We start from the raw sequence: 25,467 nt of genomic DNA, 5'->3' as shown, positions 1-25,467 counted from the left end.
GATGACACCGATCGACTTCGTCACACTGGAATTGCACGGCGTGCGCCTCGAACCGATGCGCGCCGAGCATGCCTCTGCGCTGGCAACAGCTGCCGCCGATGGCGAGCTCTGGACCCTGCGCGTGACCTCGGCACCGGCACCCGGCGACGAAGCCGCGTACATCGCCACCGCACTCAATGACCGCACTCGCCTGCCCTTCACCGTGCGCGACATCGCCAGTGACACCATCATCGGCACCACCAGTTTTCACGACATCGTGCCCGCGCTGGGTCGGGTCGAAATCGGCCACACCTGGTATGCAAAGACCTGGCAGCGCACCCATGTCAACACCACCTGCAAATGGCTGTTATTACGCCATGCGTTTGAAGTACTCGGTTGCGACGTGGTTGGTTTTCGTGCTGACAACTTCAATCTGGTGTCGCAAGAAGCCATCGCCCGGCTCGGTGCCAAACGCGACGGCGTAATTCGCCATCACGCGCTGCGTCGCGACGGCACCGTGCGCGACACGGTGATGTTCAGCATCGTCGCCGGCGAATGGCCGGAAATCGATGCGCACCTGACCTACAAACTGGCACAGCGAGGCAAGCGATGCTGATCGATTTTTTCTTCACGCTCAAGGACGCGAAAATCCCGGTCTCGATCAAGGAATTCCTGATCCTGCTCGAGGCGATGCAAAAGAACGTGATCAGCAATTCGCTCGACGAATTTTATTATTTGTCGCGTATCACGCTGGTCAAGGATGAAGCCCACTTCGACAAGTTCGACCGCGCTTTCGGCCTGTACTTCAAGGGCATCGATGCGATCTTCGAGAAGAATCCGCAGATCCCGCTCGACTGGCTGGTCAAGCGCATGCAGCGCGAACTGACCGACGAGCAAAAAGCCGCGCTGGAAAAATTCGGCTACGACAAATTGATGGACCGGCTCAAGGATTTGCTGGCCGAACAAAAGGAACGTCACGAAGGCGGCAACAAGTGGATCGGCACCGGCGGCACCTCGCCGTTCGGCCACGGCGGCACCAATCCCGAAGGCATCCGCATCGGCGGCGAAGGCGGCAACCGCACCGCCGTCAAAGTGTGGGAAGCACGCAGCTACCGCGATTACGATGCCGAACGCGAACTCGGCACCCGCAACATCAAGGTCGCACTGCGCCGCCTGCGCAAGTTCGCCCGCGAAGGAGCCGAAGAAGAACTCGCGCTCGATGCCACCATCCGCGCCACCGCCAACAATGCCGGCTACCTCGACATCAAGATGCAGCCCGAGCGCAAGAACAAGATCAAGGTACTGATGCTGCTCGATGTCGGCGGCACGATGGACGACCACATCGCCCGCACCGAAGAACTGTTTTCAGCATCGAAGACCGAGTTCAAGAACATGGAGTTTTTTTACTTCCACAACTGCGTCTACGACTACTTGTGGAAGAACAACCGGCGTCGCCATGCCGAGCGTTTTCCGACCTGGGACATCCTGCGCAAATACCCGGCTGACACCAAGCTGATCTTCGTCGGCGACGCAACGATGAGTCCATACGAAATCCTGCAAGCCGGCGGCTCGGTCGAGTACAACAATGAAGAAGCGGGTGCGGAATGGCTGCAACGCTTCACGCACGCCTTCCCGAAATTCATCTGGCTCAATCCCGAACCGGAGGGCCTGTGGCAGTACCGGCAATCGATCGCGGTGATCAAGCAACTGATGAATGACCGGATGTTTCCGGTGACGATTGAGGGGCTGGAGCGGGGGATGCAGTTGTTGAGCAAGTGAGGTGTGGTGCAGACAAAATCGTTCAACGGTTTGAACTCGTAACAATGACTATGATCAACATGATTGCTCCGTACAGCAGGCACACTGCAAGTGATTCACTGGGCTCTGCCAGTATCGGCACGACTTTGCGCCTTCACTTCCGCGACCTTCATGGCAATAAAAAAAATCAGTCGTCCGACCGACAACCCATTAAGCTCGCTACCGGGGCCCTTGACGCATCCCTCACCATTATTAAGTGATATCCGCCAGTTGATCGAAACAACCCGTGAACGTACCGTCTTCACGGTCAACAGTGAAATCACACTGCTGTACTGGCATATCGGTCATCGCATACAAACTCAGGTAATGGGTGGACAACGCGCGAGCTATGGCAAAGAAACCATCTCCTTGCTGGCGCAGCAACTGTCCACGGAATATGGCAAAGGTTTTGCCGAGAAAAATCTGCGGCGTATGGTGCAATTCGCCGAGCTGTTCCCGGACGAACGAATTGTCGCGACACTGTCGCGACAATTGGGATGGAGCCATTTCGTCCTGTTGATCCCGTTGAAGCTACCTTTGCAACGCGACTACTATGCAGAGATGTGTCGCATCGAACGCTGGAGCGTCCGCACCCTGCGTGAGCGTATTGATTCAATGCTGTTCGAGCGCACGGCGTTGTCACAAAAACCGGATGCCTTGATTGCTCGTGAACTCGCGATTTTGCACGATACAGAGCGACTGACGCCAGACTTGCTGATGCGCGACCCGTATGTACTCGATTTTCTGGGGCTGCAGGGAACCCATCAAGAAAGCGATCTGGAAGGCGCAATCGTACGCGAGATGGAAAATTTCTTGCTCGAACTCGGTGCCGGACTCAGCTTTGTCGCGCGCCAAAAACGCATTCAGATCGATGGTGACGACTTTTACCTCGATCTGCTCTTCTACAACCGCAAACTGCGACGCCTGGTCGCCATCGAACTGAAAATTGGTGATTTCAAGGCAGCCTACAAAGGGCAGATGGAACTCTATCTGCGCTGGCTGGACAAGTTCGCGCGCGAAACCGATGAACTGCCACCGCTTGGCATCATCCTTTGCACAGGCAAAAAAACTGAGCAGATCGAATTGCTGGAACTCGATAAATCCGGCATTCATGTTGCCGAATATCTGACCGAATTACCGCCGCGCTCCGTACTGGCCAAACGCCTGCAACTCGCGACGGCTCGTGCCCGACAACATATCAACCGACGCGATTGATACCGGTATCCGGTACCACATCATCCCATGAGCGCTGCCTTGTCAATCAAACGGCGTACGTAGCCCTACCTTTGCCAGCGATGCAGTGCGTAGGGTGCAATAACCAAAGGGCATTGCACCGAGTGCACAGTCGATCATCGCCAATACCGCAAACTCAACCGGTGCAATGCCCTGCGGTTATTGCACCCTACGATTTTGGTGAAGCCGGCTGCCTCATCACGAAAATATCCACGACCTCTCGCGGTGGGTGCAATAACCAATGGCATTGCACCGAATGCACCACTTACCGTAGCACCGCCTCAACTATTTTCCCCGCACCAAAACCCCTACCTCCACAAACCCCATTAGAATGCACTGCACAAACAGTCCCACTCACCAGCAACAAAGTCACTAGAGCACCAACCTGAATGGCCACAAAGAAAACTGCCCCCTCTGATTACAGCGAATCATCGATCCGGGTCCTGAAAGGACTCGAACCGGTCAAGCAGCGTCCCGGCATGTACACCCGTACCGAGAACCCGCTGCACATCATCCAGGAAGTGATCGACAATGCCTCCGATGAAGCACTCGGCGGTTATTGCAAGCACATCACCGTCACGCAAAACGTCGATGGCAGCGTTACCGTCGATGACGATGGACGCGGCATTCCGGTCGGCATCCATCCCGAAGAAGGCGTGCCCACTGTCGAGATCGTCTTCACGCGCTTGCACTCCGGCGGCAAGTTCGACAAAGGCAGCGGCGGCGCGTACGCGTTTTCCGGCGGCTTGCACGGCGTCGGCGTATCGGTCACGAATGCGTTGTCGACCCGCCTCGAAATCACCGTCTGGCGCGAAGGCGGTGTGCACAGCCTGGCCTTTGCCAATGGTGATCTGATCGAACCCATCAGCACCCGTCCGATTGCGCGCGAGGACAAAAAATCCGGCACCCGCGTCACCGCCTGGCCCGACCCCAAGTACTTCGACTCCCCTGCCATCTCGCAATCCGAACTGCAGCGCTTGCTGCGCTCGAAAGCCGTGCTGCTGCCCGGAGTGAAAGTCACGCTGGTCAATGGCAAGACTGGCGAATCGCAGACCTGGCAATACGAGCAGGGCTTGCGCGGTTATCTGGTCGAATGTCTGGCGCAGGCAAGCAGTTCGGACCCGCTGATCCCGCTGTTTGAAGGCGAGCAATATGCCGGCAAGGATGCCGAAGGATTTGCCGAAGGCGAAGGCGCAGCGTGGGTTGTCGCATGGACCGAAGAAGGCAGCGTGGTGCGTGAGTCCTACGTGAATCTGATCCCGACCTCGGCCGGCGGCACCCATGAATCAGGCCTGCGCGAAGGCTTGTTCGGCGCGGTAAAAAGTTTTGCGGAGATGCATTCGCTGTTGCCGAAGGGCGTGAAATTATTGTCCGAAGATGTCTTTGCCCGGGTCTCGTTCGTGCTGTCGGCCAAGGTGCTCGACCCGCAATTTCAGGGTCAGATCAAGGAACGGTTGAACTCGCGCGATGCGGTCAAACTGGTCTCGACATTCGTGCGGCCATCGCTCGAACTGTGGCTCAGCGAGCACGTCGAATACGGCAAGAAACTCGCCGATCTGGTCATCAAGCAGGCGCAATCACGGCTGCGCTCGTCCCAGAAAGTCGAAAAGAAAAAATCCTCCGGCGTGGCGGTCTTGCCCGGCAAATTGACCGATTGCGAATCGAATGACATCAAGCGCAACGAGATCTTTCTGGTCGAGGGTGACTCGGCGGGCGGCTCTGCCAAGATGGGACGTGACAAGGAATTTCAGGCCATCCTGCCACTGCGCGGCAAGGTTCTCAACGCCTGGGAAACCGAACGCGACCGGCTCTTTGCCAACAACGAAATCCACGATATCGCGGTCGCCATCGGGGTCGACCCGCACGGCAAGAACGACACGCCGGACCTGAGCAATTTACGTTATGGCCGCATCTGCATCCTGTCGGATGCGGACGTCGATGGCTCGCATATTCAGGTCCTGCTGCTGACGCTGTTCTTCAAGCACTTCCCGAAACTGATCGACCACGGCCATATCTGTATCGCGCGGCCACCGCTGTTCCGGGTCGACGCGCCGGCACGCGGCAAGAAACCCGCGCAAAAAATCTACGCGCTCGACAGCGGCGAACTCGAAGCGATAGAAGACAAGTTGCGCAAGGATGGCGTCAAGGAAGGTGCCTGGAGCATCTCGCGCTTCAAGGGCCTCGGTGAAATGAATGCCGAACAGTTGTGGGAAACCACGATGAATCCCGATACCCGACGCTTGCTGCCGGTGGCCTTTGGCGAGTTCGACCTGATCGCTTCGGAAGAGCGTTTCAACATGTTGATGGGCAAAGGCGAAGCAGCCGCACGGCGTGCCTGGATCGAAGAACACGGCAATGAAGCTGAAGCCGATATTTAACCTGACGTGTAAAGTCACACTCGTGCTGGCGACCTGCCTGCTAACGTCGGTCGCCCGTGCCGATGTGTATGCCTACGTCGATGCGCAAGGCGACACGCATCTTGCGACCGAAGCGCTCGACGATCGCTATCAATTGTTCATCAAGGGCGACGGCATATTCGATTCGTCGCAGCGCATACCGTCGGCGGTGGAACCGGAACCGGTCCGCACGCGATTGTTCAAGGTATTGACCGAACACCCGAACCTGAAAAAATTTGAAGCGGTACTGGCATCGGCTGCCGCCGAATTCGACGTCGACCTGGCCTTGATGAAAGCCATGATGGCAGCCGAATCGGGCTTCAATCCGGCTGCCGTGTCACCGAAAGGTGCCATCGGCCTGATGCAGATCATGCCGGCGACGGCCAAGCGTTACGGCCTGGTCGGTGATGCCAAAAATAGCATCCAGCAAAAGCTGGCTGACCCGAAAACCAATGTGCGTCTGGCCGCGCGCTACCTGCGCGAACTGACCGCGCTGTTCCCGGACCAGCAAGCGCTGGTGATTGCGTCCTACAACGCCGGCGAAGGCGCAGTGCAAAAGTACCGCAACACGATTCCGCCGTATCCCGAGACACGCAATTACGTCCGGCTGGTAACGCAGTTCTACCAGTTTTATGTGCCGCAAGTCTCCGCTCTGGCGGGCGTCACCGAGGCTGCCGGCACCGGCCGCATCCACCTGACCATTCCCGGGCGCAGCAACATGCCTGCCCCGCTGACTCACACCGACAATTGATTTGATCCACATCCATGACTGAACAAGCCACCCTGTTTGAAGGCGACACGCCGGAACCGCCGGACGGTAGCGAAACCCTGACGCTGGCGACTTTCGCCGAGCGCGCCTATCTCGACTACGCGATCTCGGTCGTCAAGGGCCGCGCACTGCCCGATGTCAGCGACGGCCAGAAGCCGGTGCAACGACGCATCCTGTTTGCAATGAACCAGCTCGGCCTGAACGCTGCTGCCAAACCGCGTAAATCCGCGGCGGTGGTCGGTGATGTGCTGGGCAAATTGCATCCGCATGGCGACCAGTCGGTCTACGACGCGCTGGTGCGGATGGCGCAGGGCTTTTCATTGCGCTATCCGTTGATCGATGGCCAGGGCAACTTCGGTTCACGCGATGGCGATGGCGCAGCGGCGATGCGTTACACCGAAGCGCGCCTGACACCGATCTCGAGTTTGCTGCTCGATGAAATCGATCTGGGGACGGTCGACTTCCAGCCCAATTACGATGGATCGACCGAAGAGCCGTCGCTGCTGCCGGGCCGTTTGCCGTTCGTGCTGCTCAATGGCGCCTCCGGCATTGCGGTGGGCATGGCCACGGAAATCCCGTCGCACAATTTGCGCGAAGTGGCACAAGCTGCGGTGGCGCTGATTCGTAATCCGGCGCTGACGCACGCCGAACTGATGGCCATCATTCCGGGTCCGGATTTTCCGAGCGGCGGCCAGATCATCACGTCGGCCGCAGCGCTGTCGGAGATGTATGCGAGCGGGCGCGGTTCGCTGAAAGTGCGGGCGCTGTGGAAGATCGAAGAGATGGCGCGCGGCCAGTGGCAAGCGGTCGTCACCGAACTGCCGCACGGCACCTCGGCGCAAAAAGTGCTCGAAGAAATCGAGGAACTGACCAACCCGAAAATCAAGCTCGGCAAAAAAGCGCTGTCGTCCGACCAGATGGCGCAGAAGCAGTTGATGCTGTCGCTGCTCGACGCCGTGCGTGATGAATCCGGCCGCGAGGCACCGGTGCGACTGGTGTTCGAGCCGAAGTCGAAGAACCAGGACCAGACCGAATTCACCAACCTGCTGCTGGCGCAAACGTCGCTGGAAACCAGCGCCTCGATCAACCTCGTGATGATCGGTGGCGATGGCCGGCCGCGCCAGAAAGGCCTGGGCGATATCCTGCGCGAGTGGATTGCATTCCGCTTCGATACCGTGACCCGGCGCAGCCATTTCCGCCTGAAAAAAGTCGAGGACCGCATCCACATCCTCGAGGGACGCGAAACCATCCTGCTCAATATCGACGAGGTAATTCGCATCATCCGCGAATCGGATGAGCCGAAACCCGCACTGATGGGCGCCTTCAACTTGTCCGACCGGCAGGCCGAAGACATCCTCGAAATCCGATTGCGCCAACTGGCCCGCCTCGAAGCGATCAAGATCCAGCAGGAACTGGCTGGCTTGCGCACCGAGAAAAGTACGCTGGAAGAGTTGCTGAATAATCCCGGCGCGATGAAGAAGCTGATCATCAAGGAAATCGAAGCCGATGAAAAACGCTTCGGCGACGCGCGTCGCACGCTCATCGAAGCGGCCGAAAAAGCCACTGTCGAACAGAAGGTGGTCGATGAACCGGTCACGGTGGTGATCTCGCAAAAAGGCTGGCTGCGCGCCCGCACCGCGCACGGCCACGATCCGGCACAGTTCACCTTCAAGGCCGGCGATGACCTGTACGGCACCTTTGAATGCCGCACGCTCGACACCTTGCTGGCCTTCGGTTCAAACGGCAGGATCTATTCGATCGCCGTCTCCGCCCTGCCCGGCGCACGCGGCGACGGCGCACCGATCAGCGCGCTGGTCGAACTGGCCAGCGGCAGCACCGTACTGCATTACTTTGCCGGCAGCGCCGAGACCACGATGCTGCTCGCGTCGAGCGCCGGTTACGGCTTCGTGGCCCGCGCTGCCGACATGATCGGTCGCAACAAGGCCGGCAAAGCGTTCATCACGCTCGATGCCGGTGACTTGCCCTTGCCGCCACGCGTGCTGACGCCGTCGGCCAGTGCCGTGGCCTGCCTGTCCGAACACGGCCGACTACTGGTGTTCGGCCTCGACGAACTCAAGACCATGAGCGGCGGGCGCGGCATGATTCTGATGGCGCTCGAAGACGGCGAGAAACTGCTGGCCGCGCAACCGGTCAGCCAGCGCGGCGTAGTAGTGTCCGGCATCGGACGCGGCGGCAAGGCACAGGAAGTCAGCCTGTCGGCCACCGGTCTGGCACCGCATATTGGCAAGCGCGCCCGCAAGGGCAAGGCGCTTGAATCGAAACTCAAACCGCACACATTGACGGCCATTTCCTGATGCCGCGCATCATGCAATACCGGCGCGGGACTGCGCTGGCCATGGCACTGCTGTGCATGGGCTGCGCGGTGGCCGAACCTGCTGTCGACGCACCGAAGACCAATGCAGCGGCATCGCATCACACCAAGGACGGCTACCAGAACAATTATCTGGAAGGCGCGATCAGTGGCGGCTCGTTCTTCAGGTGGCAATGGGAGCGCATCACGCAAGGCGTGCCCAAGCCACCGGCAAACAATTACCAGTTCCCGGTCGATAGTCCGGACCTGCCGTGGCTGGCGCAAAATCGTAGCGTCACCAGCGCAACCTGGATCGGTCATGCGACGGTGCTGATGCAGGTCAATGGCGTCAATGTCCTGACCGACCCGATCTTTTCCGAGCGGGCCTCGCCGGTCAGTTTCTACGGCCCGAAACGCAAGGTGCGCGTGCCAATGACCATCGCCCAGTTGCCACATGTCGACGTGGTCGTGATCTCGCACAACCACTACGATCATCTGGATCGGCCCAGCGTGCAGCAACTCAACAAGCAGGCCGGTGGCCCGCCGCTGTTTCTGGTGCCACTGGGATTAAAGGCATGGATGGCCGACGCCGGCATCAGCAACGTGCGCGAACTGGACTGGTGGCAGCACGTCAGCATGCCGGGCCTGGAGCTGTATCTGGTACCGGTTCAGCACTGGTCGGCACGCACACTGACCGACCGTTTCGAGACGCTATGGGGCGGCTGGATGGTGCGCACCGACGCCACTGCAGCCAAGCCGTTTTCGTTTTTCTTTGCGGGTGACACCGGCTACTCGGCCGACTTCACCGACATTGCCAAACGCTTCCCGACGACCGATCTGGCGCTGCTGCCGATCGGTGCGTACGCGCCGCGCTGGTTCATGGCACCCCAGCACGTCAACCCGACCGAGGCCGTGCGCATCCATCGCGACTTGCATGCGACGCATTCGATCGGAATCCACTGGGGCACGTTCGAGCTGACCGACGAGCCACTCGACGAACCGCCGCAAGCGTTGATTCAAGCGCTGCAGGATGCGGCGATACCGGCCAGTCAATTCGGCGTACTGCGTCACGGCGAAACCGTCAAATTCTGAGTCACGCCCATGCCACCGATCATTCACAGCCTGCTCGATACCGATCTCTACAAGTTCACGATGTGGCAGGCGCTGCTGCACCGTCATCCCGATGCGCAGAGCGAGTACGCGTTCACCTGTCGCAACACGCCCACGTATCCGCTGGCGCAACTGCTTGCCGATGTCGAACGCGAACTCGATCACCTGTGCGTGCTGACCTTTGCCGACGACGAACTCGATTACCTGCGCAGCCTGCGCTACATGAAAAGTGACTTCGTTGATTTTCTGACGGTGTTCCGTTTCCAGCGCAAGTTCATCCGCGTCGAGGTCGATGGCGAGACGCTGTATATCCATGCGCGTGGTCCGCAAGTGCATGTCACCGGCTTCGAAATTTTCGTGCTGGCAATTGTCAATGAGCTGTACTTCCGACGCGCCGACCAGGACGCTGCGCTGGTCGAAGGACGCCACCGCCTGCAGGAAAAAATCGCCCTGCTGCGCGCGTTTGGCGACGAACCGGAACGCAAGAAACCTTTCGCCTTTTTCGACTTCGGGACGCGCCGGCGCTTTTCTGGTGCCTGGCATGATGAAGTCATACGCACGCTGGCCACCAGCGTGCCGCAACACTTCAAAGGCACCTCGAATGTCTGGCTGGCGCGCAAATACAAGCTGACACCGATCGGCACGATGGCGCACGAGTACCTGCAGTCGTACCAGTCGTTCGGCGTGCGGCTGCGCGACTTCCAGAAAGTCGCGCTGGAAGACTGGGTCCAGGAATACCGCGGCGACCTCGGCATTGCGCTCACCGACGTGGTCGGGATGGATGCATTCCTGACCGACTTCGACCTGTACTTCGCCAAGCTGTTCGATGGCTTGCGCCATGATTCGGGCGACCCGATTATCTGGGGTGAAAAAGCACTGGCCCATTACGCCAAGTTACGGATCGATACGCAAACCAAGCGGCTGGTGTTTTCGGATGGCCTTGACTTGCCACTGGCACTGGCGCTCTACCGGCACTTTGCCGACCGTGTCCAGACCGGCTTTGGCATCGGCACCAATCTGTCCAACGATGTCGGTCTGGTGCCGCTCAATATCGTCATGAAGCTCATCATCTGCAATGATCAGCCGGTCGCCAAGCTGTCGGATTCACCGGGCAAGACGATGTGTACCGACGAGACTTTTCTGGCGTATTTGCGGCAGGTGTTTCATCATCCGGCGGTCTAGAGGAGTCGCGGTGACGAGCAAGCAGCGGAATTTTTTGGGTCACTTTTTCAAGTAACGAACAGTTGATTTGACGAGGAACAATGACCGGTTGAAATTTGCAGGCATGCTGATCTCGTTGACTGACTTTACGTCCTACCCAACCTGAAAAGATGACGCCATGGCACCCCGCACAAAATCGCCTTCGCCAAAGAAATCCGACACGCCCTATCCGACTAGTGAAGCAACCCAAGCACTTGCTTGCGAGGAAATGAAAGCGGCTGAGTATGCCGTTGCCACGACCTTCCGTCATGCGTACAGGTCGTCATCCGTCGAGAAAATCGCCGAAATCCGCAGCGGGGTACCGGTCACACGGCTGCATCATCTCGCGCAAGAAATGGCGCTACCGCAATCGACAGTGACAGGCTACCTGGGACTGTCGCGCTCCAGCGTCCGCCACAAGACGGACGAAAAACGCATGCTGACCAAGGATGCCGGAGCACTCGTCATCGGCATCGAATCGCTGATCGGACAGGTCGACACCATGGTCGCGGAATCCGGCGACCCGACCGGCTTCTCGGCAGCACAGTGGGTGGCGTCGTGGATCAGCACACCGAATCCGGTCATGGGCGGCGTCGCGCCATCGACCTTCATGGATACCATTGAAGGTCAACACATGGTGGCTGGCATTCTGGCCATGGCGCAGACCAGTGCGTACGCGTGACGGTCACGATCTGGCGCATTGCCGTCGAGGCACCGGGTTGGAGTGCGGATGATCTGAGCGGCGCCAGCGCGCAGCGCAGCGGCGGACGCTGGAACAGTGCGGGCAAGGCAGCGCTGTATTGCACCTCGTCGATCGCGCTGGCAGCGCTTGAAACGCTGGCGCATTTGCGTGGCAATGCGCTGCCGTTCAATCGTTATCTGGTCAAGGTGAGCGTTCCGAAAGCAGTGTGGAAACGGCGCGAAGTGCTTGCGCCACTGCCGGGTGGCTGGGATGCCGAGCCAGCCGGAATGAGCAGCCGTCGGGCTGGCGACAACTGGCTCGCAGGACGCAGCGCATCAATCCTGGTCGTGCCTTCTGCGATCGTGCCTGATGAAGATAATTTCCTGGTCAATCCCGATCATGCCGATGCCGGCAAGGTGCTCGCGTCAACGACAAAGAGATGGATTTACGATCCGCGTTTTTTTTGATGTCGATACGACTGCTCCCGTGCCAGTGACATGCCAAGCGCCGCAGACTTATCCGCCCAGCACGACCCGCGCCGCTGCCAGATCCCACGCCGCCTGCCCCACTGTCTTGAAGACCGGCAGCAAGGCCGATGCGGGCAAGCCGCCATCGAGCACCGATGCCAATCCGCGCACCGCCGTCCAGTCAACCTGCGCCTGAATCAGGTCGCCCGCTTCATGCTGCGCGCCAGCGAGATCATCGACGACAATCTGTCGCGCCTGCAGCAGCGCCGCCGGAAACTCAGCCATCTCCGGCTTGAACGCACCCACACCGATAGCCAGTGTGCCGGCATCGAGTTGCGCGGGAATCACCGGCGTGCGCGAGGTCGTCAGGGCAATGAGGACGTCCGTCACCGGCACCGCGTCGAACTGGCTGGACAACGCGATCGCCTTGACCTGCGGATACCGCAGGCGCAGTGCCGCGCAGAACAGTTCGGCCTTGGCGACATCACGCGCCGCAATCCGGAATTGGCCGACACCGAAGAACTCGATCAGCGCTTCGGCATGCGCCAGGGCCTGCACACCGGTGCCGATCAGCAGCGCCGATGCCGGTGGTCGCGGCAGCAGCGTTTGAATACCCAGCAGCGTGACAGCGGCCGTGCGTCGTGCGGTCACGGTCGGACCATCGAGCAGCGCCAGCCGCCGTCCGGTCGCCGACTCAAACACGATGACTTCGCCCTGAATGACCGGCAAGCCGTGACGCGCATTGTCCGGATGGACGGTGATCAGCTTGGTCACGCCGATATCGCTGGCGGTGGCCGGCATGCACAGCAAGACACCGCCGCCATCAAGCGGAACCACCAGTCGCTCGGGCGAGCGAATCTGGCTGGCTGCCAACTCACGCGCAGCCACCGCGATCGCTGGCACCAACCGTGCATACGGCAGCGACTGCGCGGTCTGTTCGGCGTTGAGCGTGCGCACGGTCAGCATTGTGCGGCGATCAGTTTGCCGAGCTTTTCGATGCCTTCGCGGATGCGTTCCGGCGTGACGGTGACGAAGCTCAGGCGCAGCGTGTTGCGCACCGGGTTGTTGGCATAAAACGGCGCGCCGGGTACGAACGCGACATTTTGCGCAATCGCCTGATCGAGCAATTGCATGCTGTCGATCTGTGCCGGCAGCGTGACCCAGATGAACATGCCGCCCTCCGGTTGGGTCCACGTTACACCGGCCGGAAAAAAATCCGTGAGTGCCGCCAGCATTGCTGCGCACCGTTCGGCGTAGAGCGCACGGATGGTCGGGATGTGGGACTCGAGAAAACCATCCTTGACCACTTCATGCACGACCATTTGCGTCAGCGTCGCGGTGTGCAGGTCGGCCGCTTGCTTGGCCAGTTCCAGCTTGCGCACCAGCACCTTCGGTGCCACCACATACCCGAGCCGGATGCCGGGCGTCAGCGTTTTCGAGAACGATCCCATATAGACCACGCCTTCGGGATGCATGGTCAGCATCCTCGGTAGCGGTGCGGCGCGGTAACTCAGTGCGCCGTACGGATCGTCTTCGATCAGTGGCAAGCCAAGTCGGGCGCACGTATCGACCAGCGCAAGTCGACGCTCCAGCGACAGCGTGCGTCCGGTCGGATTCTGAAAATTGGGTAAGGCATACAGCAGGCGTGCATCAGCGGCCACCGACGCCACCGCCTCCGGCAGCAAGCCGGCATCATCGGTCGGCAGCGAGACAAACTCGGGACCATAGACCGAAAAAGCTTGCAGCGCACCGAGATAACTCGGCGTCTCGACCAGCACCTTGCTGCCTTCGTCAATGAGGACCTTGCCCAGCAGATCGAGCGCCTGCTGCGACCCCGACACCATCAGCACCTCCTCCGGCTCAATCGTCACACCGGGAATCGACAGCGAATTGGCCACCCATTCGCGCAGCGGCAAATAGCCATCGGTCGGTCCGTATTGCAACGCAACCCGGCCATTGGTCGACAGGACCTTGTCGAACGCTGCCTGCATGCGCGCGATCGGAAACGTATCCGGCGACGGCAGGCCACCGGCAAATGAAATGACTTCCGGCCGTACCGCGATCTTCAGGATTTCGCGGATGACGGAGCCTTGCATCCGCATCGCGCGTTCGGAAAATTGCCAGGGTATCGGGGTCGATTGGGGAGTGGGCATGATGGTCTCGGGGTAGCAAAGGGGTTCAGGCTGGCTTGTGGCTGCCTTCGGAACGAACGGCGCCGGATAGGTACCGTTCGATGGATTCACGCTCAATGAGCCGCAGCGATCAGGCCGGGCGAATCTCGGCAATCATTTCGATTTCGACACACGCGCCCATCGGGATTTGCGCGACACCAAAGGCCGAACGGGCATGCTTGCCCTGCTCGCCAAACAGTTCGCCGATCAGCTCCGACGCGCCGTTGGTGACCAGGTGCTGCTCGGTGAAGTCACCGGTCGAATTGACCAGACTCATCAGCTTGACGATGCGCGTGACCCGGTTGAGGTCGCCGCCACACGCTGCCTGCAAGGTAGCGAGCAGGTCGATGGCGATACCGCGTGCGGCCAGTTTGCCTTCTTCGGTGCTGATGTTCTTGCCGAACTGGCCGACCCAGACCTTGCCCTCTTTCTTGGCGAGATGGCCGGACAGGAACACGGTGTTACCGGTCTGGACCGCCATCACATAGGCAGCGGCTGGCGCAGCGGTGGCGGGTAGTTCGATATTGAGGGCGCTCAGTTTGTCGTAGACGGACATGGTGGTCTCCAGAAAAAAGATTGCCGGCGGCACCTGCCACCGGCCAGTAAAGATTTCATACCGCATTATCGCCGCTATACGGCAGCAGGTTTCACATCCAGATCGCCGCCGCCGCATACAGCGTCAGCACGACCATCACGACGCAAAACACGCGCTGCCATTTCGGCTGTGCCAGATAGCGCCGTAGCACCGAACCGGCACCGGCCCAGACGGCGATACACGGCAGATTCACTGCACAAAATACCAGACAGAACAACGCAATGGCCAGCGCCACCGGTTGCACTTCCGGCAGAAAAGCCGCCACGCCGGTAATCGCCATGACCCAGGCTTTCGGATTGGCGAACTGAAACAGCGCCGCACCGAGGAAGCTCATCGGCCGCTGATCTTCGCCTTCGTCCTTGCGAAACGCGATGCGGCGCAATTGCCAGGCCAGATAGACCAGATAACCGGAGCCAGCCACTTTCAGGCCGAGATGCAGCGCCGGCACCGCCAGGATCAGGCTGCCGATGCCCATCGCGCACAACGCCAGCATTACGCCGAAGCCGAACGCAATCCCGAGCATGTGCGGAATCGAGCGCATAAAACCAAAGCGAATGCCCGATGAGGTCAGCATGATGTTGTTCGGTCCCGGCGTGATCGACGAGACGAAGGCAAACACGACAAGGGGAAGCAACGAGACCAACAGAGGAGGCATAAGCAGCACCGTAAGCAGGAAGAGACTTCATCGTAATCGACAACACCAGTACAGCACCAGTACAATTAGCCATTCATTTCAGTAGACTGTCACGGTGTCATGGCCAGTACAAATCCCCCGCTCCTCTTGCGCGACAGCGCCGAATCGCTGGTCGAACAAATCGTCCGTTCGGTGGGCTTGCGCATTGACGACAAGCTTTTGCGCACCGGAGCGCGGATGCCGTCGATCCGGCAGTTTTCCGATCTGCATGAGGTCTCGCGCTTCACGGTGGTGGAAGCCTATGACAGGCTGGTCGCCAAAGGCTATCTGGAATCGCGTCGTGGCTCGGGGTTTTATGTGCGCGAGCGGCATGCGATGGCCCGCGCCGGACGGCATCCGGATACCTCCACTGCGATGCCGCCCAAGCTCGATGTCGTCTGGCTGGTGCGCAACATGTTCCGCCAGTTGCCACCACAAAAAATGCCCGGCAGCGGCTTGCTGCCCAACGACTGGCTCGATGCCGACCTGATCGGCAGTGCGTTGCGCTCGGTCGGTCGCAGCAACCAGAATCTGCTGCTGCAGTACGGGGTGCCGCAGGGATTTTTGCCACTGCGCCAGCAACTGCAACTGAAGCTGGCTGAACTCGACATTGCCTCCACGCCCGAACAGTTCATCACCACCAGCGGTGTGACGCAGGGGCTCGATCTGGTAGCGCGGCATTTTTTGCAACCGGGTGACACGATCTTTGTCGATGACCCGGCCTGGTTCCTGATGTTCGGTTCGTTCTCGCTGCTCGGGGCCAAGGTGATCGGCATCCCGCGTCTGGCCGATGGTCCCGATATCGCGCGACTGGCAGAGATGGCCGCGCTGCACAAGCCGCGTCTGTACGTGATTAATTCGGTACTCCATAACCCCAGCTCGACCTCGCTGTCGGCCGCCAAGGCGTTCCAGATTTTGAAGCTGGCCGAACAGCATGACTTCATGATCATCGAGGATGACATCTACTGCGACATGCATCCGGGCGGTGCCACCCGCATCGCCGCGCTGGACCAGTTGCAGCGCGTGATTTACCTCGGTGGATTTTCCAAGACGCTGGCGGCCAACCTGCGCGTCGGCTTCATTGCGACCTCGCCCGAACTGGCGATCCAGCTGGCCGACCGCAAGATCCTGTCGGCGCTGACCACCAGCGAAATCGGCGAACGCGTGATCTACAAGATCCTGTCCGAAGGCCGCTACCGCAAGCACCTGGACCGCCTGCGCAGCCGCCTCGACAGCGTGCGCGACAAGACCATACGCCGACTCGACAGCATCGGTATTCGCGTTGATACCGGCAGCACCAGCGGCATGTTCGTCTGGGCCGATGCCGGCTGCGACACCAATGCGCTGACCGAAAAAGCCATGGCCGACGGCATGTTGCTTGCACCGGGTTGCCTGTTCTCGCCACGCCAGTTGCCGTCGCAGCGAATGCGGATCAATGTGGCGGCGATGGAGGATGCGGCGGTGTGGCGGTTTCTGGAGCGGGAGGTGGGGGCGGCGCGGGAATGATTGCGGAAGATCAGTTTCAAGCAAGAACAACCGTGCCATACTTATTCAGGTTTAATGTTAAGGGGATCGCGATGGCAGGAACAGTCAACTTTACCGGCGCAGTCGACAAGGAATTGCTAAGACGCGCCAAAATCATTGCCGCTAAATCCGACACCTCGGTCAATGCCCTGCTGAACGCCGAACTGCGACATTTCGTCGAAACCTATGAAGCTGCGGAAGCGGCCGAAAATCAGAACTTCAAAGCGCTGCTGGATTTTTCATTGGGACACGTCAACGACACGAACACCATGGCCGCACTCGGTATCGACAGCGACGAAGATTTATTTTTATTGATGTCGCAAGCCCATCTTCCAATGCCGCGCTTGCCCGCAGCAAGGACACAGGCGATGGTGAACAGCCTGCATGCATTACTTCCGTAAGCAGGACCAGGCGTAGTGGATGACAAGCCAGAGCTTCTATTTACGGAACGGACGCCATTTTTCTCAATTGCGATTTCCTGCGCAGGAATAAACGCATCGGCATCCGCGCCGATCCGGCAGCACCAGCGGCATGTTCGTCTGGGCCGATGCCGGCTGCGACACCAATGCGCTGACCGAAAAAGCCATGGCCGACGGCATGTTGCTTGCACCGGGTTGCCTGTTCTCGCCACGCCAGTTGCCTTCACACCGGATGCGCATCAATGTGGCAACGATGGAGGATGCGGCGGTGTGGCGGTTTCTGGAGCGGGAGGTGGGGGCAGCGCGGGGATGATGGGCTAGACCAGCGCCGTTACAAAATCCTTGCACGCATCTGCTTCACGATCCCGGCAATCTTCACCTGCAGCCGCTCGGCCATGACTAGTTCGGACGGGCTGAGGTCAAGACCAATTTCATTGGCTGCCAGTCCGATAGCTGCTTCCACCTTCCCGGCCATGTCGCCCGCAATCGAGCGTAAATATTTCGGCGTGACGCCCAGCGCTTGCGCCAGCAACTGAATTTGTGGAGCACCGATTTTCCCGGGCAGGCTCTCCCCGCCAATCTGGAAGGCAAACTGCCTGCTCAGACCTGTATAGACTCGCGTGCACATCAAATCGTAAAACGGTGCGAGGCGCAGACCCTCTGGCGTGGCCAGGATCGACAGGTTCTTTGCGTGGCTATCGTTGTTCCCTACGTACAAATTGAAGAATAGCCAGCGCAGCAAGTTGCGCTGATCGATTGCAGGCACGACCGAATGCATTCGCAAGAGCGCAAAACATTGCGCAAATGTCGGCCCGCCGTCCACCTCGTATTTGACGTCCGACGCATTGCCGGACAACTGGCAAAAGTCGGCTTGCCAGTGCCGTCGCAAGACGCCGGCGGAATCGCAGTAGCGGTCATAGCGCTCCACCAGGCAAGCCTTGACCTCACGGCGGTAGCTCACTGCAGCCGTGGGCAGACCGCACAAATGGGCTGCGCGCATGACGATGGTTTCATTGGCGGCTGACGCGAACAGCTTGATACCGGGTCGCACCATGTCCGGTTTCAGGATATGGGTCGAAGGTGAGTTACCCAGCGGGAGGTGCGGATTGCCGTCACGATCGATTGAAACGAGCAACTTGAACTGCGCCCCGGAGATCGATAGCCGCGGTCCGGATTCGCTTCCGGCGGCCAATTCGCCACTCTCGTCGGCGGCGCTATCACTACCGTGCAGCAGCGCGTTGATTGCCTCCCAGCTGCTACGCTGATAAGACGCGGGCTGCGGTCGCTGACCGGCTGGCAATAACACCGTGCTGCCGGCGGTATCACCCCCGATGATCGCCAGTAATCCATAGACCGTCGATACGTGGTAACGCAGACTGATCAGCGTGCGCTGTTCACCTTCCGGCAACAGGTTCTCGAAAAAAGCATGGACAAAGGAGGTACTGATTTTGCCAGCTTGCAAAGGGATGTCTGGCGTCAGCGCCAGAGCCGCAGGCTGACTCAGCCACGCCGCAGCGTATTCGAACGCCAGCGGCTGGTCGTCATACAGCGTACCGATCAACGCTGACTCCATGAACACGGCAAGGGACTCGTCGTTACCAGTGGTCTTCATCGTGGCGCTCCCTTCTTCGCCACCACCAGTTCCAAGCCAAGCAATGCCATCACATCCAGTGTTTTTTGCAGCTGGATGGTCGGCTTGCCGTTTTCGAGGTCGACCAGGAAACGCGTGCCGGTATTGGCCAGACCCGCCATGTCGGCTTGGGTCAGGCCCTGTTCCTTGCGCGCCTGGCGCACCAGCGAACCGAGTTCCGGAACCGATGTGATGACGGGATGCATAGTGAGTTTTTTACCGTTCGGGCTATTTTTCATGACGAGCGTGTCTTTGGGAGTGAAGTTTTACCGTTCGGTAAAGAATAGCGCAATTGGCGGCTGACGCACACGTTTTATCCCGATCGGTAATGACGTTGATCGCCACGGCGCTGCGCTAAAGACTATGCTGCAGTCTCTTGTCTCGTGCCGGGGAACACCCGATGCAGTCATGGGCAACTTGCCTCTCGTTCTTTCCCCTCACCGGAGCACTCCATGAACCATCCGATCCGCTGGGGCATCCTCGGCACCGGCATCATTGCCCGCCAGTTTGCCGACGCCCTGCACCATGTGCCCGATGCGCATTTGCAGGCCGTGGCCTCGCGCCAGCAGGCAACCGCACTGGCATTCGGCCGCGACTTCGCCGTACCGACTTGCCACGGCAGCTACGCCGCTCTGGCTGCTGATCCCGACATTGATGTGATCTACATCGCCACGCCGCATCCGCTGCATGCCGACAATGTGCGCCTGTGCCTGCAGGCCGGCAAACCGGTGCTGTGCGAAAAACCGTTCACGATGCATGCAGGGCAAGCACGCAGCGTCGTCGCGCTGGCGCGTGAGCAGCAGTTGTTTCTGATGGAAGCGATGTGGAGCCGATTCCTGCCGGGCATCGTCGAGGCCAAACGGCTGGTCGATTCCGGCGTCATCGGCCGCGCGCAGCATGTGCAGGCTGATTTCGGTTATTACGCCGAAGTGGGGCCCAAGCACCGTTTGCTCGATCCGGCGCTGGGTGGTGGCGCGTTGCTGGACCTAGGGATTTATCCGCTCTCGATGGCCGCGTTTTTTCTCGGGCCGGTGGCATCGGCGCACGCGATCGCCGAACTCGGCGCGACCGGGGTCGATGAACAGACGGCGTTCACGTTGCGTCATGCAGAAGGAGGATTGTCGTCGTGCTTTTGTTCGTTCCGGGTGACCACGCCGCGTGAGCTGGTGATTTCCGGGCCGCTGGGTTCGGTGCGTGTCGCGCAGCCGTTTTCTCAAGCCAGACAGATTACGATTGCATTGCGGGATGGGGACGTACAGACTTTGACGATGCCTCTGACAGGCAACGGTTATGCGCACGAAATCCTTGAAGTGGGCCGTTGCCTGCGGGCGGGACTGCAGGAGAGTCCGGTCATGCCGCTGGACCAGACCGTCGCATTGCTCGACAGCCTGGACCAGATGCGCAGCCAGATCGGCCTGCGCTATCCGGCTGATAACCAGTAACGCAGGCTACTGTGGCAACCGCCGCTCAGGGAATCAACCGCTCCGCACGAAGCTGGGCGAACAAATCGGTAAACGATTCTTCGGTCGATTGATAAGCGGTGAAACCCAGCTTGCGGCTGCGGGTCATGTCGGTCATGACTTCAATCGGCCGCCCCAGGTCAAGGTCGGAATGCCATGCCGATGCCAGCCGGTTCAGGTCGGGCTCGACCAGGCCGTGCCGTTGCGCGATCTCGCGCCACACGGCGTGGTCGCCCGACATCGCCTGCTCGAGCGGACGAACCGTGCCATCAAATCCGGCTGCCTCGACACCAAACCATGTCGCCAACTGGCCCCATAGCCACTGCCAGCGGAACACATCGCCATTGGCGGTGTTGAATGCGGTGTTGTGCGCCGCCTCGGCATCGGCCGCCCACACTAGCTGTCGTGCCAATTGACGGGCATCCGTCACGTCAGAGATTCCTTCCCACTGCGCCTGCGAACCGGGCCATTGGAACGGCCGACCGGTTTCCTTGCAGATCGATGCGTAGACCGCGAGCGTGGTGCCCATGTTCATCGCATTCCCGACGGCCTTGCCGATCACGGTATGTGGCCGATGCACGTTCCAGCTGAAGCCGTCGCGCTCGGCGGCCTTGAACAGCTCGTCTTCCTGCTCGTAATAAAAATTCTCGACCGGCAAGCGCGGCTGGTCTTCGCGCAGCGGCGTCTGCGGCAACGTGGCTCCGCTGGCATAGGAATCGAACGGCCCCAGATAGTGTTTCAGACCAGTGACCAGCGACACGTGACGCACCGATTTTTTCGGTGCCAGCGCGGCCAGTACATGACGCACGAGTGCACCGTTGACACGGATATTGGCCGCTTCATTTTCCTGCCGCATCCATGTCGTGAGAAAGACGTTGGTCGGGGCGATGTCAGCCAGTGCCGTTTGTAACGCCGCCTGGTCGAGCAAGTCGACAGCGACAGGGCGCAAGCCGGGAATATCATCGCGCGGATTGCGTGCCAGGCCATAAACCGTCCAGCCCTGCTTGATCAGTTCGGCAGCCAGGTTGCTGCCACCGATGCCAGTTGCGCCTACTACCAATGCTGTTTTTTGCATGGTGAACCTCCAAAGTTTTCAATTAGACAAGCCTACTGTCGAATTGCTAGACAGTAAATCACCTTTGAATCTCTACTTATCTCTACTTATTAGACGCCGCGTACTTCGCGATGGACCGCAAGGGCGGCGCACCGCATCGACCTGCGAAAGCGAGATATATGCGGTATGGCCGCAGACAAGGCATTTACTGCCGAAACTCAGGCCGGTGATTGATGTGCTGGTGATGAAGGGAAGAGAAGGGTTATTGAGTTGAGACTGTGACAACGTCAAGGCCGGTACCGATCCAGTCGACTGATTGGACCGGCATGCGCTGCCCTGCTGTTTGATGTCCCATTTTTTAAAGACCGTGTAATTTCTCTTGCAACCATACCTTGATCAACGACTGGTAGGGAACGTCGCGTGCGTTAGCCGCCACCTTGATCGAATCAAGCAGGTGCTGTGGCAAGCGCAACGAGATCGTCTTCGTCGTTGGCTTCAAATTTTGCAAAACGATTTTGCGCGCTTTGGTCCAATCAACATAGTCGGACGAGTCATGGGTTTCCCAGAACTTCCGTTCTTCGGCCTCGCTAGAAAATACCGGCTCCGACTCGGCTGAGGACACATCATGCTTCTCGTTTTTGCGAGCATTAGCTCGGTCCCAGTCGAACCCTGAAATTTTTGCAAGATCAATCATTCTTAAATATTACTAACTTGGACGTTTGAATACAAACCAGATTCGGTGATGGTATCTCGGGTTGCAGGCAATCCACCACCGTTGTTGCCTGATTAGGCGGCGATCAGCAAAACGAAAACCGCTAAATACCTGGTAAAAATTCACCAACATCGTCACCGCCAACCCTTGCCGCCTTGAATTCACCCGCACCACCCCCACGTTCACCGTCAGCAGCAACCAACATCCATTTCCATTCCCGAGGCCACAATGACCACAACCGAAAAGCAAACCCTTGGTTTCCAGACCGAAGTCACGCAACTGCTGCAGCTGATGATTCACTCGCTGTACTCGAACAAGGAAATTTTCTTGCGCGAGCTGATCTCGAATGCGTCCGATGCGGCCGACAAGCTGCGCTTTGAAGGTATCAATAATGCGGCGCTGTATGAAGACGATACCGAACTGAAGATCACGGTCGGCTTCGACAAGACGGCACGCACGATCACCATCGCCGACAACGGCATCGGCATGAGCCGCGATGAAGCCATCGCGCATCTCGGCACCATTGCCAAATCCGGCACCAAGGATTTCTTTTCACAGCTGTCCGGCGACCAGCAAAAAGACGCTGCATTGATCGGCCAGTTTGGTGTCGGCTTTTACTCCGGCTTCATCGTCGCCGATCGCATCACGGTCGATACCCGCCGTGCCGGCTTGCCTGCCACGGACGGCGTGCGCTGGGAATCCGAAGGTGCCGGTGACTTCACCGTCGAAGCCATCGACAAGCCGCAGCGCGGCACCACGATCACGCTGCATCTGCGTGCCGACCAGGATGAATACCTGTCGGACTGGAAGCTGAAATCGATCATCCGCAAATACTCGGACCACATCTCGCTGCCAATCCAGATGCAGAAAGAGGAATGGGACGAAGAGAAAAAAGAATCGGTCGTCACCACCGAACTCGAAACCATCAACCAGGCCAGCGCATTGTGGGCACGCAACCGCAACGAGATCACGCCGGAGCAGTATGTCGAGTTCTACAAGCATGTCTCGCATGACTACGAAGCGCCGCTGACCTACACGCACAACCGCGTTGAAGGTCGTAGCGAGTACACGCAACTGCTCTACATTCCGGCCCGCGCACCATTCGACCTGTGGGATCGCAACAAGCGCGGCGGCATCAAGCTGTACGTCAAGCGCGTGTTCATCATGGACGATGCCGAGCAACTGATGCCGGTGTACCTGCGCTTCACCAAGGGCGTGATTGATTCGAACGACTTGCCACTGAACGTCTCGCGCGAGCTGTTGCAAGAGTCGCGCGACGTCAAGGTGATCCGCGAAGGGTCGACCAAGCGCGTGCTGTCGATGCTGGAAGAACTGGCCAACAATGACGAGCAAACCGAAAAAGACAAGTACGTCACGTTCTGGAACGAGTTCGGCCAGGTCCTGAAAGAAGGCATCGGCGAAGATGCGACCAACAAGGATCGCCTCGCCAAGCTGCTGCGTTTCGCGTCGACGCACAACGACGACAGTGCGCAAACCACCTCGTTCGCCGATTACCTCGGCCGCATGAAAGAAGGCCAGGACAAGATTTATTACGCCACCGGCGAAACCTTCACTGCAGCAAAAAACAGCCCGCACCTCGAAATCTTCCGCAAGAAAGGTGTCGAAGTCTTGCTGATGACGGATCGCGTCGATGAATGGATGCTGTCGTTCCTGACCGAATTCGACGGCAAGGAACTGACCTCGGTCGCCAAGGGTGGCCTTGATCTGGGCAAGCTTGAAGACGAAGCCGAAAAAAAGCAGCACGAAGAAACCGAAGTGCAGTACCACGACCTGGTCGCGAAAATGAAAACCGCGCTGGCCGACAAGGCCAAGGATGTGCGGGTCACCTTCCGTCTGACCGACTCGCCAGCTTGTCTGGTAGCCGACGAGAATGAACTGTCGGGCAACCTGATGCGCATGCTGAAAGCTGCGGGTCAGAGCGCGCCGGATTCAAAACCCATCCTCGAAATCAACCCGGATCATCCGCTGGTGCAACGCCTGAAATACGAAGAAGCCAAGTTCGATGACTGGTCCAACATCCTGTTTGATCAGGCCATGCTGGCCGAAGGCGGCGCGCTGGCCGATCCGGCTGCGTTCGTGAAGCGGTTGAATGAACTGTTGCTGGGAATGGCTAGCCGGTAAGCAGGCAAGCAAGGCTGATGGCCGGTAAAACCCGGTCGGGCTGACCAATGGCGCAATCATCCTCGGGTGGTTGCGCTTTTTTTTGTGTGGCTGCAGACCACGGTTAGCGATTCTGTGGATGAGCTCTATCGCACACCTGAAAACGTGCGGTACCGGCAACACCACCGATGGGTAATTACGTCGTATATACTTCGCCTATACCCACTACCGCAAAGACACTGCCATGTCTAAAGAAGCTGTTTTTACAATGAAACTTGAAGCGGAGTTGCGCGCTGCCTTCATGGCCGAAGCGCAAGCGTCGCATCGCCCAGCCTCACAGATCGTTCGAGACATGATGCGCGGGTTCGTCCAGAACCAGCGCGAAGCACGTGACTACAACGAATTTTTACGCGACAAAGTAGCGACAGCGCGGCTATCGGTACAGGCTGGATCTGGCAACACAAATGAAATAGTCGAAGCACGATTTGCGGCGCGGCGTGCTGAATTGACCAGAGAAAACGAGGAATGAAACTCCGCTGGACACCCGAAGCGGAACAAGATCGCGAGGATATCTTCGAGTGTATTGCCCAGGACAACGAACCGGCTGCAGTGACCATGGATGCCCTGTTCAGCGACGCCGCGCATAACCTGACTGACTTTCCGCAGATTGGTCGTATCGGACAAATTCCCGGTACGCGTGAGTGGATTCCGCACGAAAGCTATCGTCTGGTTTACGAAATTGAAGGTGATACCGTTTGGATACTTGCATTGGTGAGCACGTCAAAACAGTGGCCACCGGTCAACCGGAAAAGGTAATCTTCCTGCATCAACCATCACACACCATACTCCCGCTCCACCCGGCAAATCCGCACCCGATACGCCGCATACCAATTCTCCCGACCACGCTGCTGCGCCACCAAATGCGCAGCATTCTTCTTCCACGCGGCGATCGCCTCCAGTCCATCCCAATACGACACCGTGATCCCGACCGCTTCACGACCTGATTCGCGGGCAGATTCAACCCCGAGAAACCCCGGTTGCTGCGCAGCAAGCGCCAACATCGCTTCGGCCATGTCGCTGTAGGCAGGTAAGCGCTCACTCAGAGGCGTGATTGCGCCGTTTCGTGATGTCGTATAAATCAGAGCGCAGCGGGTTGCTGTCGAA

The 25,467-nt window shown here is 59.0% G+C and carries 26 protein-coding genes; 17 read left to right on the top strand and 9 right to left on the bottom strand.

Annotated features, from left to right (window positions below):
- The first annotated feature begins 1 nt into the window (after position 1).
- From QN370_RS09155 to QN370_RS09110, 10 genes are all read left to right on the top strand, one after another.
- A complete protein-coding gene (locus QN370_RS09155) occupies positions 2 to 595 on the top strand; it encodes a GNAT family protein (protein ID WP_322128331.1) in 594 nt (197 codons plus the stop codon).
- Positions 589 to 1,758 (top strand): hypothetical protein, encoded by a 1,170-nt coding sequence (locus QN370_RS09150; RefSeq protein WP_322128332.1) that lies wholly within the window; start codon positions 589 to 591, stop codon positions 1,756 to 1,758. The genes QN370_RS09155 and QN370_RS09150 overlap by 7 nt, the downstream gene beginning before the upstream one ends.
- A 150-nt stretch (positions 1,759 to 1,908) precedes the next feature.
- Entirely contained in the window at positions 1,909 to 2,991 is a 1,083-nt protein-coding gene (locus tag QN370_RS09145; protein WP_416172162.1) for a PDDEXK nuclease domain-containing protein, read from the top strand.
- A 407-nt stretch (positions 2,992 to 3,398) separates the two neighbouring features.
- Positions 3,399 to 5,387, top strand: coding sequence for a DNA topoisomerase IV subunit B (locus tag QN370_RS09140; RefSeq protein ID WP_322128334.1), 1,989 nt, complete (start codon positions 3,399 to 3,401; stop codon positions 5,385 to 5,387).
- Positions 5,365 to 6,156, top strand: a complete 792-nt coding sequence (locus QN370_RS09135) for a lytic transglycosylase domain-containing protein (RefSeq protein ID WP_322128335.1) — start codon at positions 5,365 to 5,367, stop codon at positions 6,154 to 6,156. Before QN370_RS09140 ends, QN370_RS09135 begins: the two co-directional genes overlap by 23 nt.
- A gap of 14 nt (positions 6,157 to 6,170) precedes the next feature.
- The gene (gene parC / locus QN370_RS09130) at positions 6,171 to 8,489 is read left to right on the top strand and encodes a DNA topoisomerase IV subunit A (RefSeq protein ID WP_322128336.1); all 2,319 of its coding nucleotides are present in this window, start codon (positions 6,171 to 6,173) and stop codon (positions 8,487 to 8,489) included.
- Positions 8,489 to 9,577, top strand: a complete 1,089-nt coding sequence (locus tag QN370_RS09125) for an MBL fold metallo-hydrolase (protein WP_322128337.1) — start codon at positions 8,489 to 8,491, stop codon at positions 9,575 to 9,577. Before parC ends, QN370_RS09125 begins: the two co-directional genes overlap by 1 nt.
- A 9-nt stretch (positions 9,578 to 9,586) precedes the next feature.
- Positions 9,587 to 10,777: a nicotinate phosphoribosyltransferase gene (pncB, locus tag QN370_RS09120; RefSeq protein ID WP_322128338.1), complete on the top strand. Its 1,191-nt coding sequence runs from the start codon at positions 9,587 to 9,589 to the stop codon at positions 10,775 to 10,777.
- Positions 10,778 to 10,934: 157 nt separating this feature from the next.
- Positions 10,935 to 11,477, top strand: a complete 543-nt coding sequence (locus QN370_RS09115) for an MbcA/ParS/Xre antitoxin family protein (protein ID WP_322128339.1) — start codon at positions 10,935 to 10,937, stop codon at positions 11,475 to 11,477.
- Positions 11,474 to 11,944 carry an RES family NAD+ phosphorylase gene (locus QN370_RS09110; protein ID WP_322128340.1) on the top strand — a complete coding sequence of 157 codons (471 nt, stop codon included), beginning with the start codon at positions 11,474 to 11,476 and terminating at the stop codon, positions 11,942 to 11,944. Before QN370_RS09115 ends, QN370_RS09110 begins: the two co-directional genes overlap by 4 nt.
- A 48-nt stretch (positions 11,945 to 11,992) precedes the next feature.
- Here QN370_RS09110 and QN370_RS09105 read toward each other — a convergent pair whose 3' ends face one another.
- The 4 genes from QN370_RS09105 to QN370_RS09090 all read right to left on the bottom strand — a co-directional run bounded on the left by QN370_RS09105 (position 11,993) and on the right by QN370_RS09090 (position 15,365).
- Positions 11,993 to 12,910, bottom strand: coding sequence for a delta(1)-pyrroline-2-carboxylate reductase family protein (locus QN370_RS09105; RefSeq protein WP_416172163.1), 918 nt, complete (start codon positions 12,908 to 12,910; stop codon positions 11,993 to 11,995).
- A complete protein-coding gene (locus tag QN370_RS09100; protein ID WP_322128341.1) occupies positions 12,904 to 14,097 on the bottom strand; it encodes a PLP-dependent aminotransferase family protein in 1,194 nt (397 codons plus the stop codon). Before QN370_RS09100 ends, QN370_RS09105 begins: the two co-directional genes overlap by 7 nt.
- A gap of 109 nt (positions 14,098 to 14,206) precedes the next feature.
- On the bottom strand, positions 14,207 to 14,671 hold the full coding sequence (locus QN370_RS09095; protein ID WP_322128342.1) for a RidA family protein: 465 nt from the start codon (positions 14,669 to 14,671) through the stop codon (positions 14,207 to 14,209).
- Positions 14,672 to 14,762: 91 nt separating this feature from the next.
- Positions 14,763 to 15,365 (bottom strand): LysE family translocator, encoded by a 603-nt coding sequence (locus QN370_RS09090; RefSeq protein WP_322128343.1) that lies wholly within the window; start codon positions 15,363 to 15,365, stop codon positions 14,763 to 14,765.
- Positions 15,366 to 15,464: 99 nt separating this feature from the next.
- On the opposite strand from QN370_RS09090, the gene QN370_RS09085 reads away from it, so the two are divergent.
- The 3 genes from QN370_RS09085 (at position 15,465) to QN370_RS09075 (ending at position 17,639) form a co-directional block, all read left to right on the top strand.
- Positions 15,465 to 16,889, top strand: a complete 1,425-nt coding sequence (locus tag QN370_RS09085; protein ID WP_322128344.1) for a PLP-dependent aminotransferase family protein — start codon at positions 15,465 to 15,467, stop codon at positions 16,887 to 16,889.
- Positions 16,886 to 17,308 (top strand): hypothetical protein, encoded by a 423-nt coding sequence (locus QN370_RS09080; protein ID WP_322128345.1) that lies wholly within the window; start codon positions 16,886 to 16,888, stop codon positions 17,306 to 17,308. The genes QN370_RS09085 and QN370_RS09080 overlap by 4 nt, the downstream gene beginning before the upstream one ends.
- A 130-nt stretch (positions 17,309 to 17,438) precedes the next feature.
- Positions 17,439 to 17,639 carry a hypothetical protein gene (locus QN370_RS09075; protein ID WP_322128346.1) on the top strand — a complete coding sequence of 67 codons (201 nt, stop codon included), beginning with the start codon at positions 17,439 to 17,441 and terminating at the stop codon, positions 17,637 to 17,639.
- Between the two features lie 18 nt (positions 17,640 to 17,657).
- On the opposite strand, the gene QN370_RS09070 is transcribed toward QN370_RS09075, so the two are convergent.
- Positions 17,658 to 18,938 (bottom strand): type II toxin-antitoxin system HipA family toxin, encoded by a 1,281-nt coding sequence (locus QN370_RS09070; RefSeq protein WP_322128347.1) that lies wholly within the window; start codon positions 18,936 to 18,938, stop codon positions 17,658 to 17,660.
- Positions 18,935 to 19,195: a helix-turn-helix transcriptional regulator gene (locus QN370_RS09065; protein WP_322128348.1), complete on the bottom strand. Its 261-nt coding sequence runs from the start codon at positions 19,193 to 19,195 to the stop codon at positions 18,935 to 18,937. Before QN370_RS09065 ends, QN370_RS09070 begins: the two co-directional genes overlap by 4 nt.
- Before the next feature lie 213 nt (positions 19,196 to 19,408).
- Here QN370_RS09065 and QN370_RS09060 point away from each other — a divergent pair, with 213 nt between their 5' ends.
- Positions 19,409 to 20,398, top strand: a complete 990-nt coding sequence (locus tag QN370_RS09060; protein WP_322128349.1) for a Gfo/Idh/MocA family oxidoreductase — start codon at positions 19,409 to 19,411, stop codon at positions 20,396 to 20,398.
- Positions 20,399 to 20,423: 25 nt separating this feature from the next.
- Here the strand turns inward: QN370_RS09060 and QN370_RS09055 are convergent, their stop codons facing one another.
- Together QN370_RS09055 and QN370_RS09050 are read right to left on the bottom strand one after the other, a co-directional pair.
- Positions 20,424 to 21,491, bottom strand: a complete 1,068-nt coding sequence (locus QN370_RS09055) for an SDR family oxidoreductase (protein WP_322128350.1) — start codon at positions 21,489 to 21,491, stop codon at positions 20,424 to 20,426.
- Positions 21,492 to 21,828: 337 nt separating this feature from the next.
- Entirely contained in the window at positions 21,829 to 22,164 is a 336-nt protein-coding gene (locus QN370_RS09050) for a BrnA antitoxin family protein (RefSeq protein ID WP_322128351.1), read from the bottom strand.
- 246 nt (positions 22,165 to 22,410) lie between these two features.
- Here QN370_RS09050 and htpG point away from each other — a divergent pair, with 246 nt between their 5' ends.
- From htpG to QN370_RS09035, 3 genes are all read left to right on the top strand, one after another.
- Positions 22,411 to 24,324 carry a molecular chaperone HtpG gene (gene htpG, locus QN370_RS09045; protein WP_322128352.1) on the top strand — a complete coding sequence of 638 codons (1,914 nt, stop codon included), beginning with the start codon at positions 22,411 to 22,413 and terminating at the stop codon, positions 24,322 to 24,324.
- A 223-nt stretch (positions 24,325 to 24,547) separates the two neighbouring features.
- On the top strand, positions 24,548 to 24,832 hold the full coding sequence (locus tag QN370_RS09040; protein ID WP_322128353.1) for an antitoxin of toxin-antitoxin stability system: 285 nt from the start codon (positions 24,548 to 24,550) through the stop codon (positions 24,830 to 24,832).
- Entirely contained in the window at positions 24,829 to 25,119 is a 291-nt protein-coding gene (locus QN370_RS09035) for a type II toxin-antitoxin system RelE/ParE family toxin (protein WP_322128354.1), read from the top strand. The genes QN370_RS09040 and QN370_RS09035 overlap by 4 nt, the downstream gene beginning before the upstream one ends.
- A gap of 17 nt (positions 25,120 to 25,136) precedes the next feature.
- On the opposite strand, the gene QN370_RS09030 is transcribed toward QN370_RS09035, so the two are convergent.
- A complete protein-coding gene (locus tag QN370_RS09030) occupies positions 25,137 to 25,445 on the bottom strand; it encodes an antibiotic biosynthesis monooxygenase family protein (RefSeq protein ID WP_416347704.1) in 309 nt (102 codons plus the stop codon).
- Between the last annotated feature and the right edge of the window lie 22 nt (positions 25,446 to 25,467).

This window comes from Actimicrobium sp. CCI2.3 (genome assembly GCF_035019065.1).
Lineage (GTDB): Bacteria > Pseudomonadota > Gammaproteobacteria > Burkholderiales > Burkholderiaceae_D > Actimicrobium.
The sequence above is the reverse complement of the archived record's forward strand: the minus strand, read 5'-3'. Positions and strand labels throughout refer to the sequence as shown.

Bases quoted from the DNA above. Each gene is read 5' to 3' on its own strand.
- QN370_RS09155 (WP_322128331.1), top strand. From the start codon at position 2: ATGACACCGATCGACTTCGTCACACTGGAATTGCACGGCGTGCGCCTC.
- QN370_RS09150 (WP_322128332.1), top strand. From the start codon at position 589: ATGCTGATCGATTTTTTCTTCACGCTCAAGGACGCGAAAATCCCGGTC.
- QN370_RS09145 (WP_416172162.1), top strand. From the start codon at position 1,909: ATGGCAATAAAAAAAATCAGTCGTCCGACCGACAACCCATTAAGCTCG.
- QN370_RS09140 (WP_322128334.1), top strand. From the start codon at position 3,399: ATGGCCACAAAGAAAACTGCCCCCTCTGATTACAGCGAATCATCGATC.
- QN370_RS09135 (WP_322128335.1), top strand. From the start codon at position 5,365: ATGAAGCTGAAGCCGATATTTAACCTGACGTGTAAAGTCACACTCGTG.
- parC (WP_322128336.1), top strand. From the start codon at position 6,171: ATGACTGAACAAGCCACCCTGTTTGAAGGCGACACGCCGGAACCGCCG.
- QN370_RS09125 (WP_322128337.1), top strand. From the start codon at position 8,489: ATGCCGCGCATCATGCAATACCGGCGCGGGACTGCGCTGGCCATGGCA.
- pncB (WP_322128338.1), top strand. From the start codon at position 9,587: ATGCCACCGATCATTCACAGCCTGCTCGATACCGATCTCTACAAGTTC.
- QN370_RS09115 (WP_322128339.1), top strand. From the start codon at position 10,935: ATGGCACCCCGCACAAAATCGCCTTCGCCAAAGAAATCCGACACGCCC.
- QN370_RS09105 (WP_416172163.1), bottom strand. From the start codon at position 12,910: ATGCTGACCGTGCGCACGCTCAACGCCGAACAGACCGCGCAGTCGCTG.
- QN370_RS09100 (WP_322128341.1), bottom strand. From the start codon at position 14,097: ATGCCCACTCCCCAATCGACCCCGATACCCTGGCAATTTTCCGAACGC.
- QN370_RS09095 (WP_322128342.1), bottom strand. From the start codon at position 14,671: ATGTCCGTCTACGACAAACTGAGCGCCCTCAATATCGAACTACCCGCC.
- QN370_RS09090 (WP_322128343.1), bottom strand. From the start codon at position 15,365: ATGCCTCCTCTGTTGGTCTCGTTGCTTCCCCTTGTCGTGTTTGCCTTC.
- QN370_RS09085 (WP_322128344.1), top strand. From the start codon at position 15,465: ATGGCCAGTACAAATCCCCCGCTCCTCTTGCGCGACAGCGCCGAATCG.
- QN370_RS09080 (WP_322128345.1), top strand. From the start codon at position 16,886: ATGATTGCGGAAGATCAGTTTCAAGCAAGAACAACCGTGCCATACTTA.
- QN370_RS09075 (WP_322128346.1), top strand. From the start codon at position 17,439: ATGTTCGTCTGGGCCGATGCCGGCTGCGACACCAATGCGCTGACCGAA.
- QN370_RS09070 (WP_322128347.1), bottom strand. From the start codon at position 18,938: ATGAAGACCACTGGTAACGACGAGTCCCTTGCCGTGTTCATGGAGTCA.
- QN370_RS09065 (WP_322128348.1), bottom strand. From the start codon at position 19,195: ATGAAAAATAGCCCGAACGGTAAAAAACTCACTATGCATCCCGTCATC.
- QN370_RS09060 (WP_322128349.1), top strand. From the start codon at position 19,409: ATGAACCATCCGATCCGCTGGGGCATCCTCGGCACCGGCATCATTGCC.
- QN370_RS09055 (WP_322128350.1), bottom strand. From the start codon at position 21,491: ATGCAAAAAACAGCATTGGTAGTAGGCGCAACTGGCATCGGTGGCAGC.
- QN370_RS09050 (WP_322128351.1), bottom strand. From the start codon at position 22,164: ATGATTGATCTTGCAAAAATTTCAGGGTTCGACTGGGACCGAGCTAAT.
- htpG (WP_322128352.1), top strand. From the start codon at position 22,411: ATGACCACAACCGAAAAGCAAACCCTTGGTTTCCAGACCGAAGTCACG.
- QN370_RS09040 (WP_322128353.1), top strand. From the start codon at position 24,548: ATGTCTAAAGAAGCTGTTTTTACAATGAAACTTGAAGCGGAGTTGCGC.
- QN370_RS09035 (WP_322128354.1), top strand. From the start codon at position 24,829: ATGAAACTCCGCTGGACACCCGAAGCGGAACAAGATCGCGAGGATATC.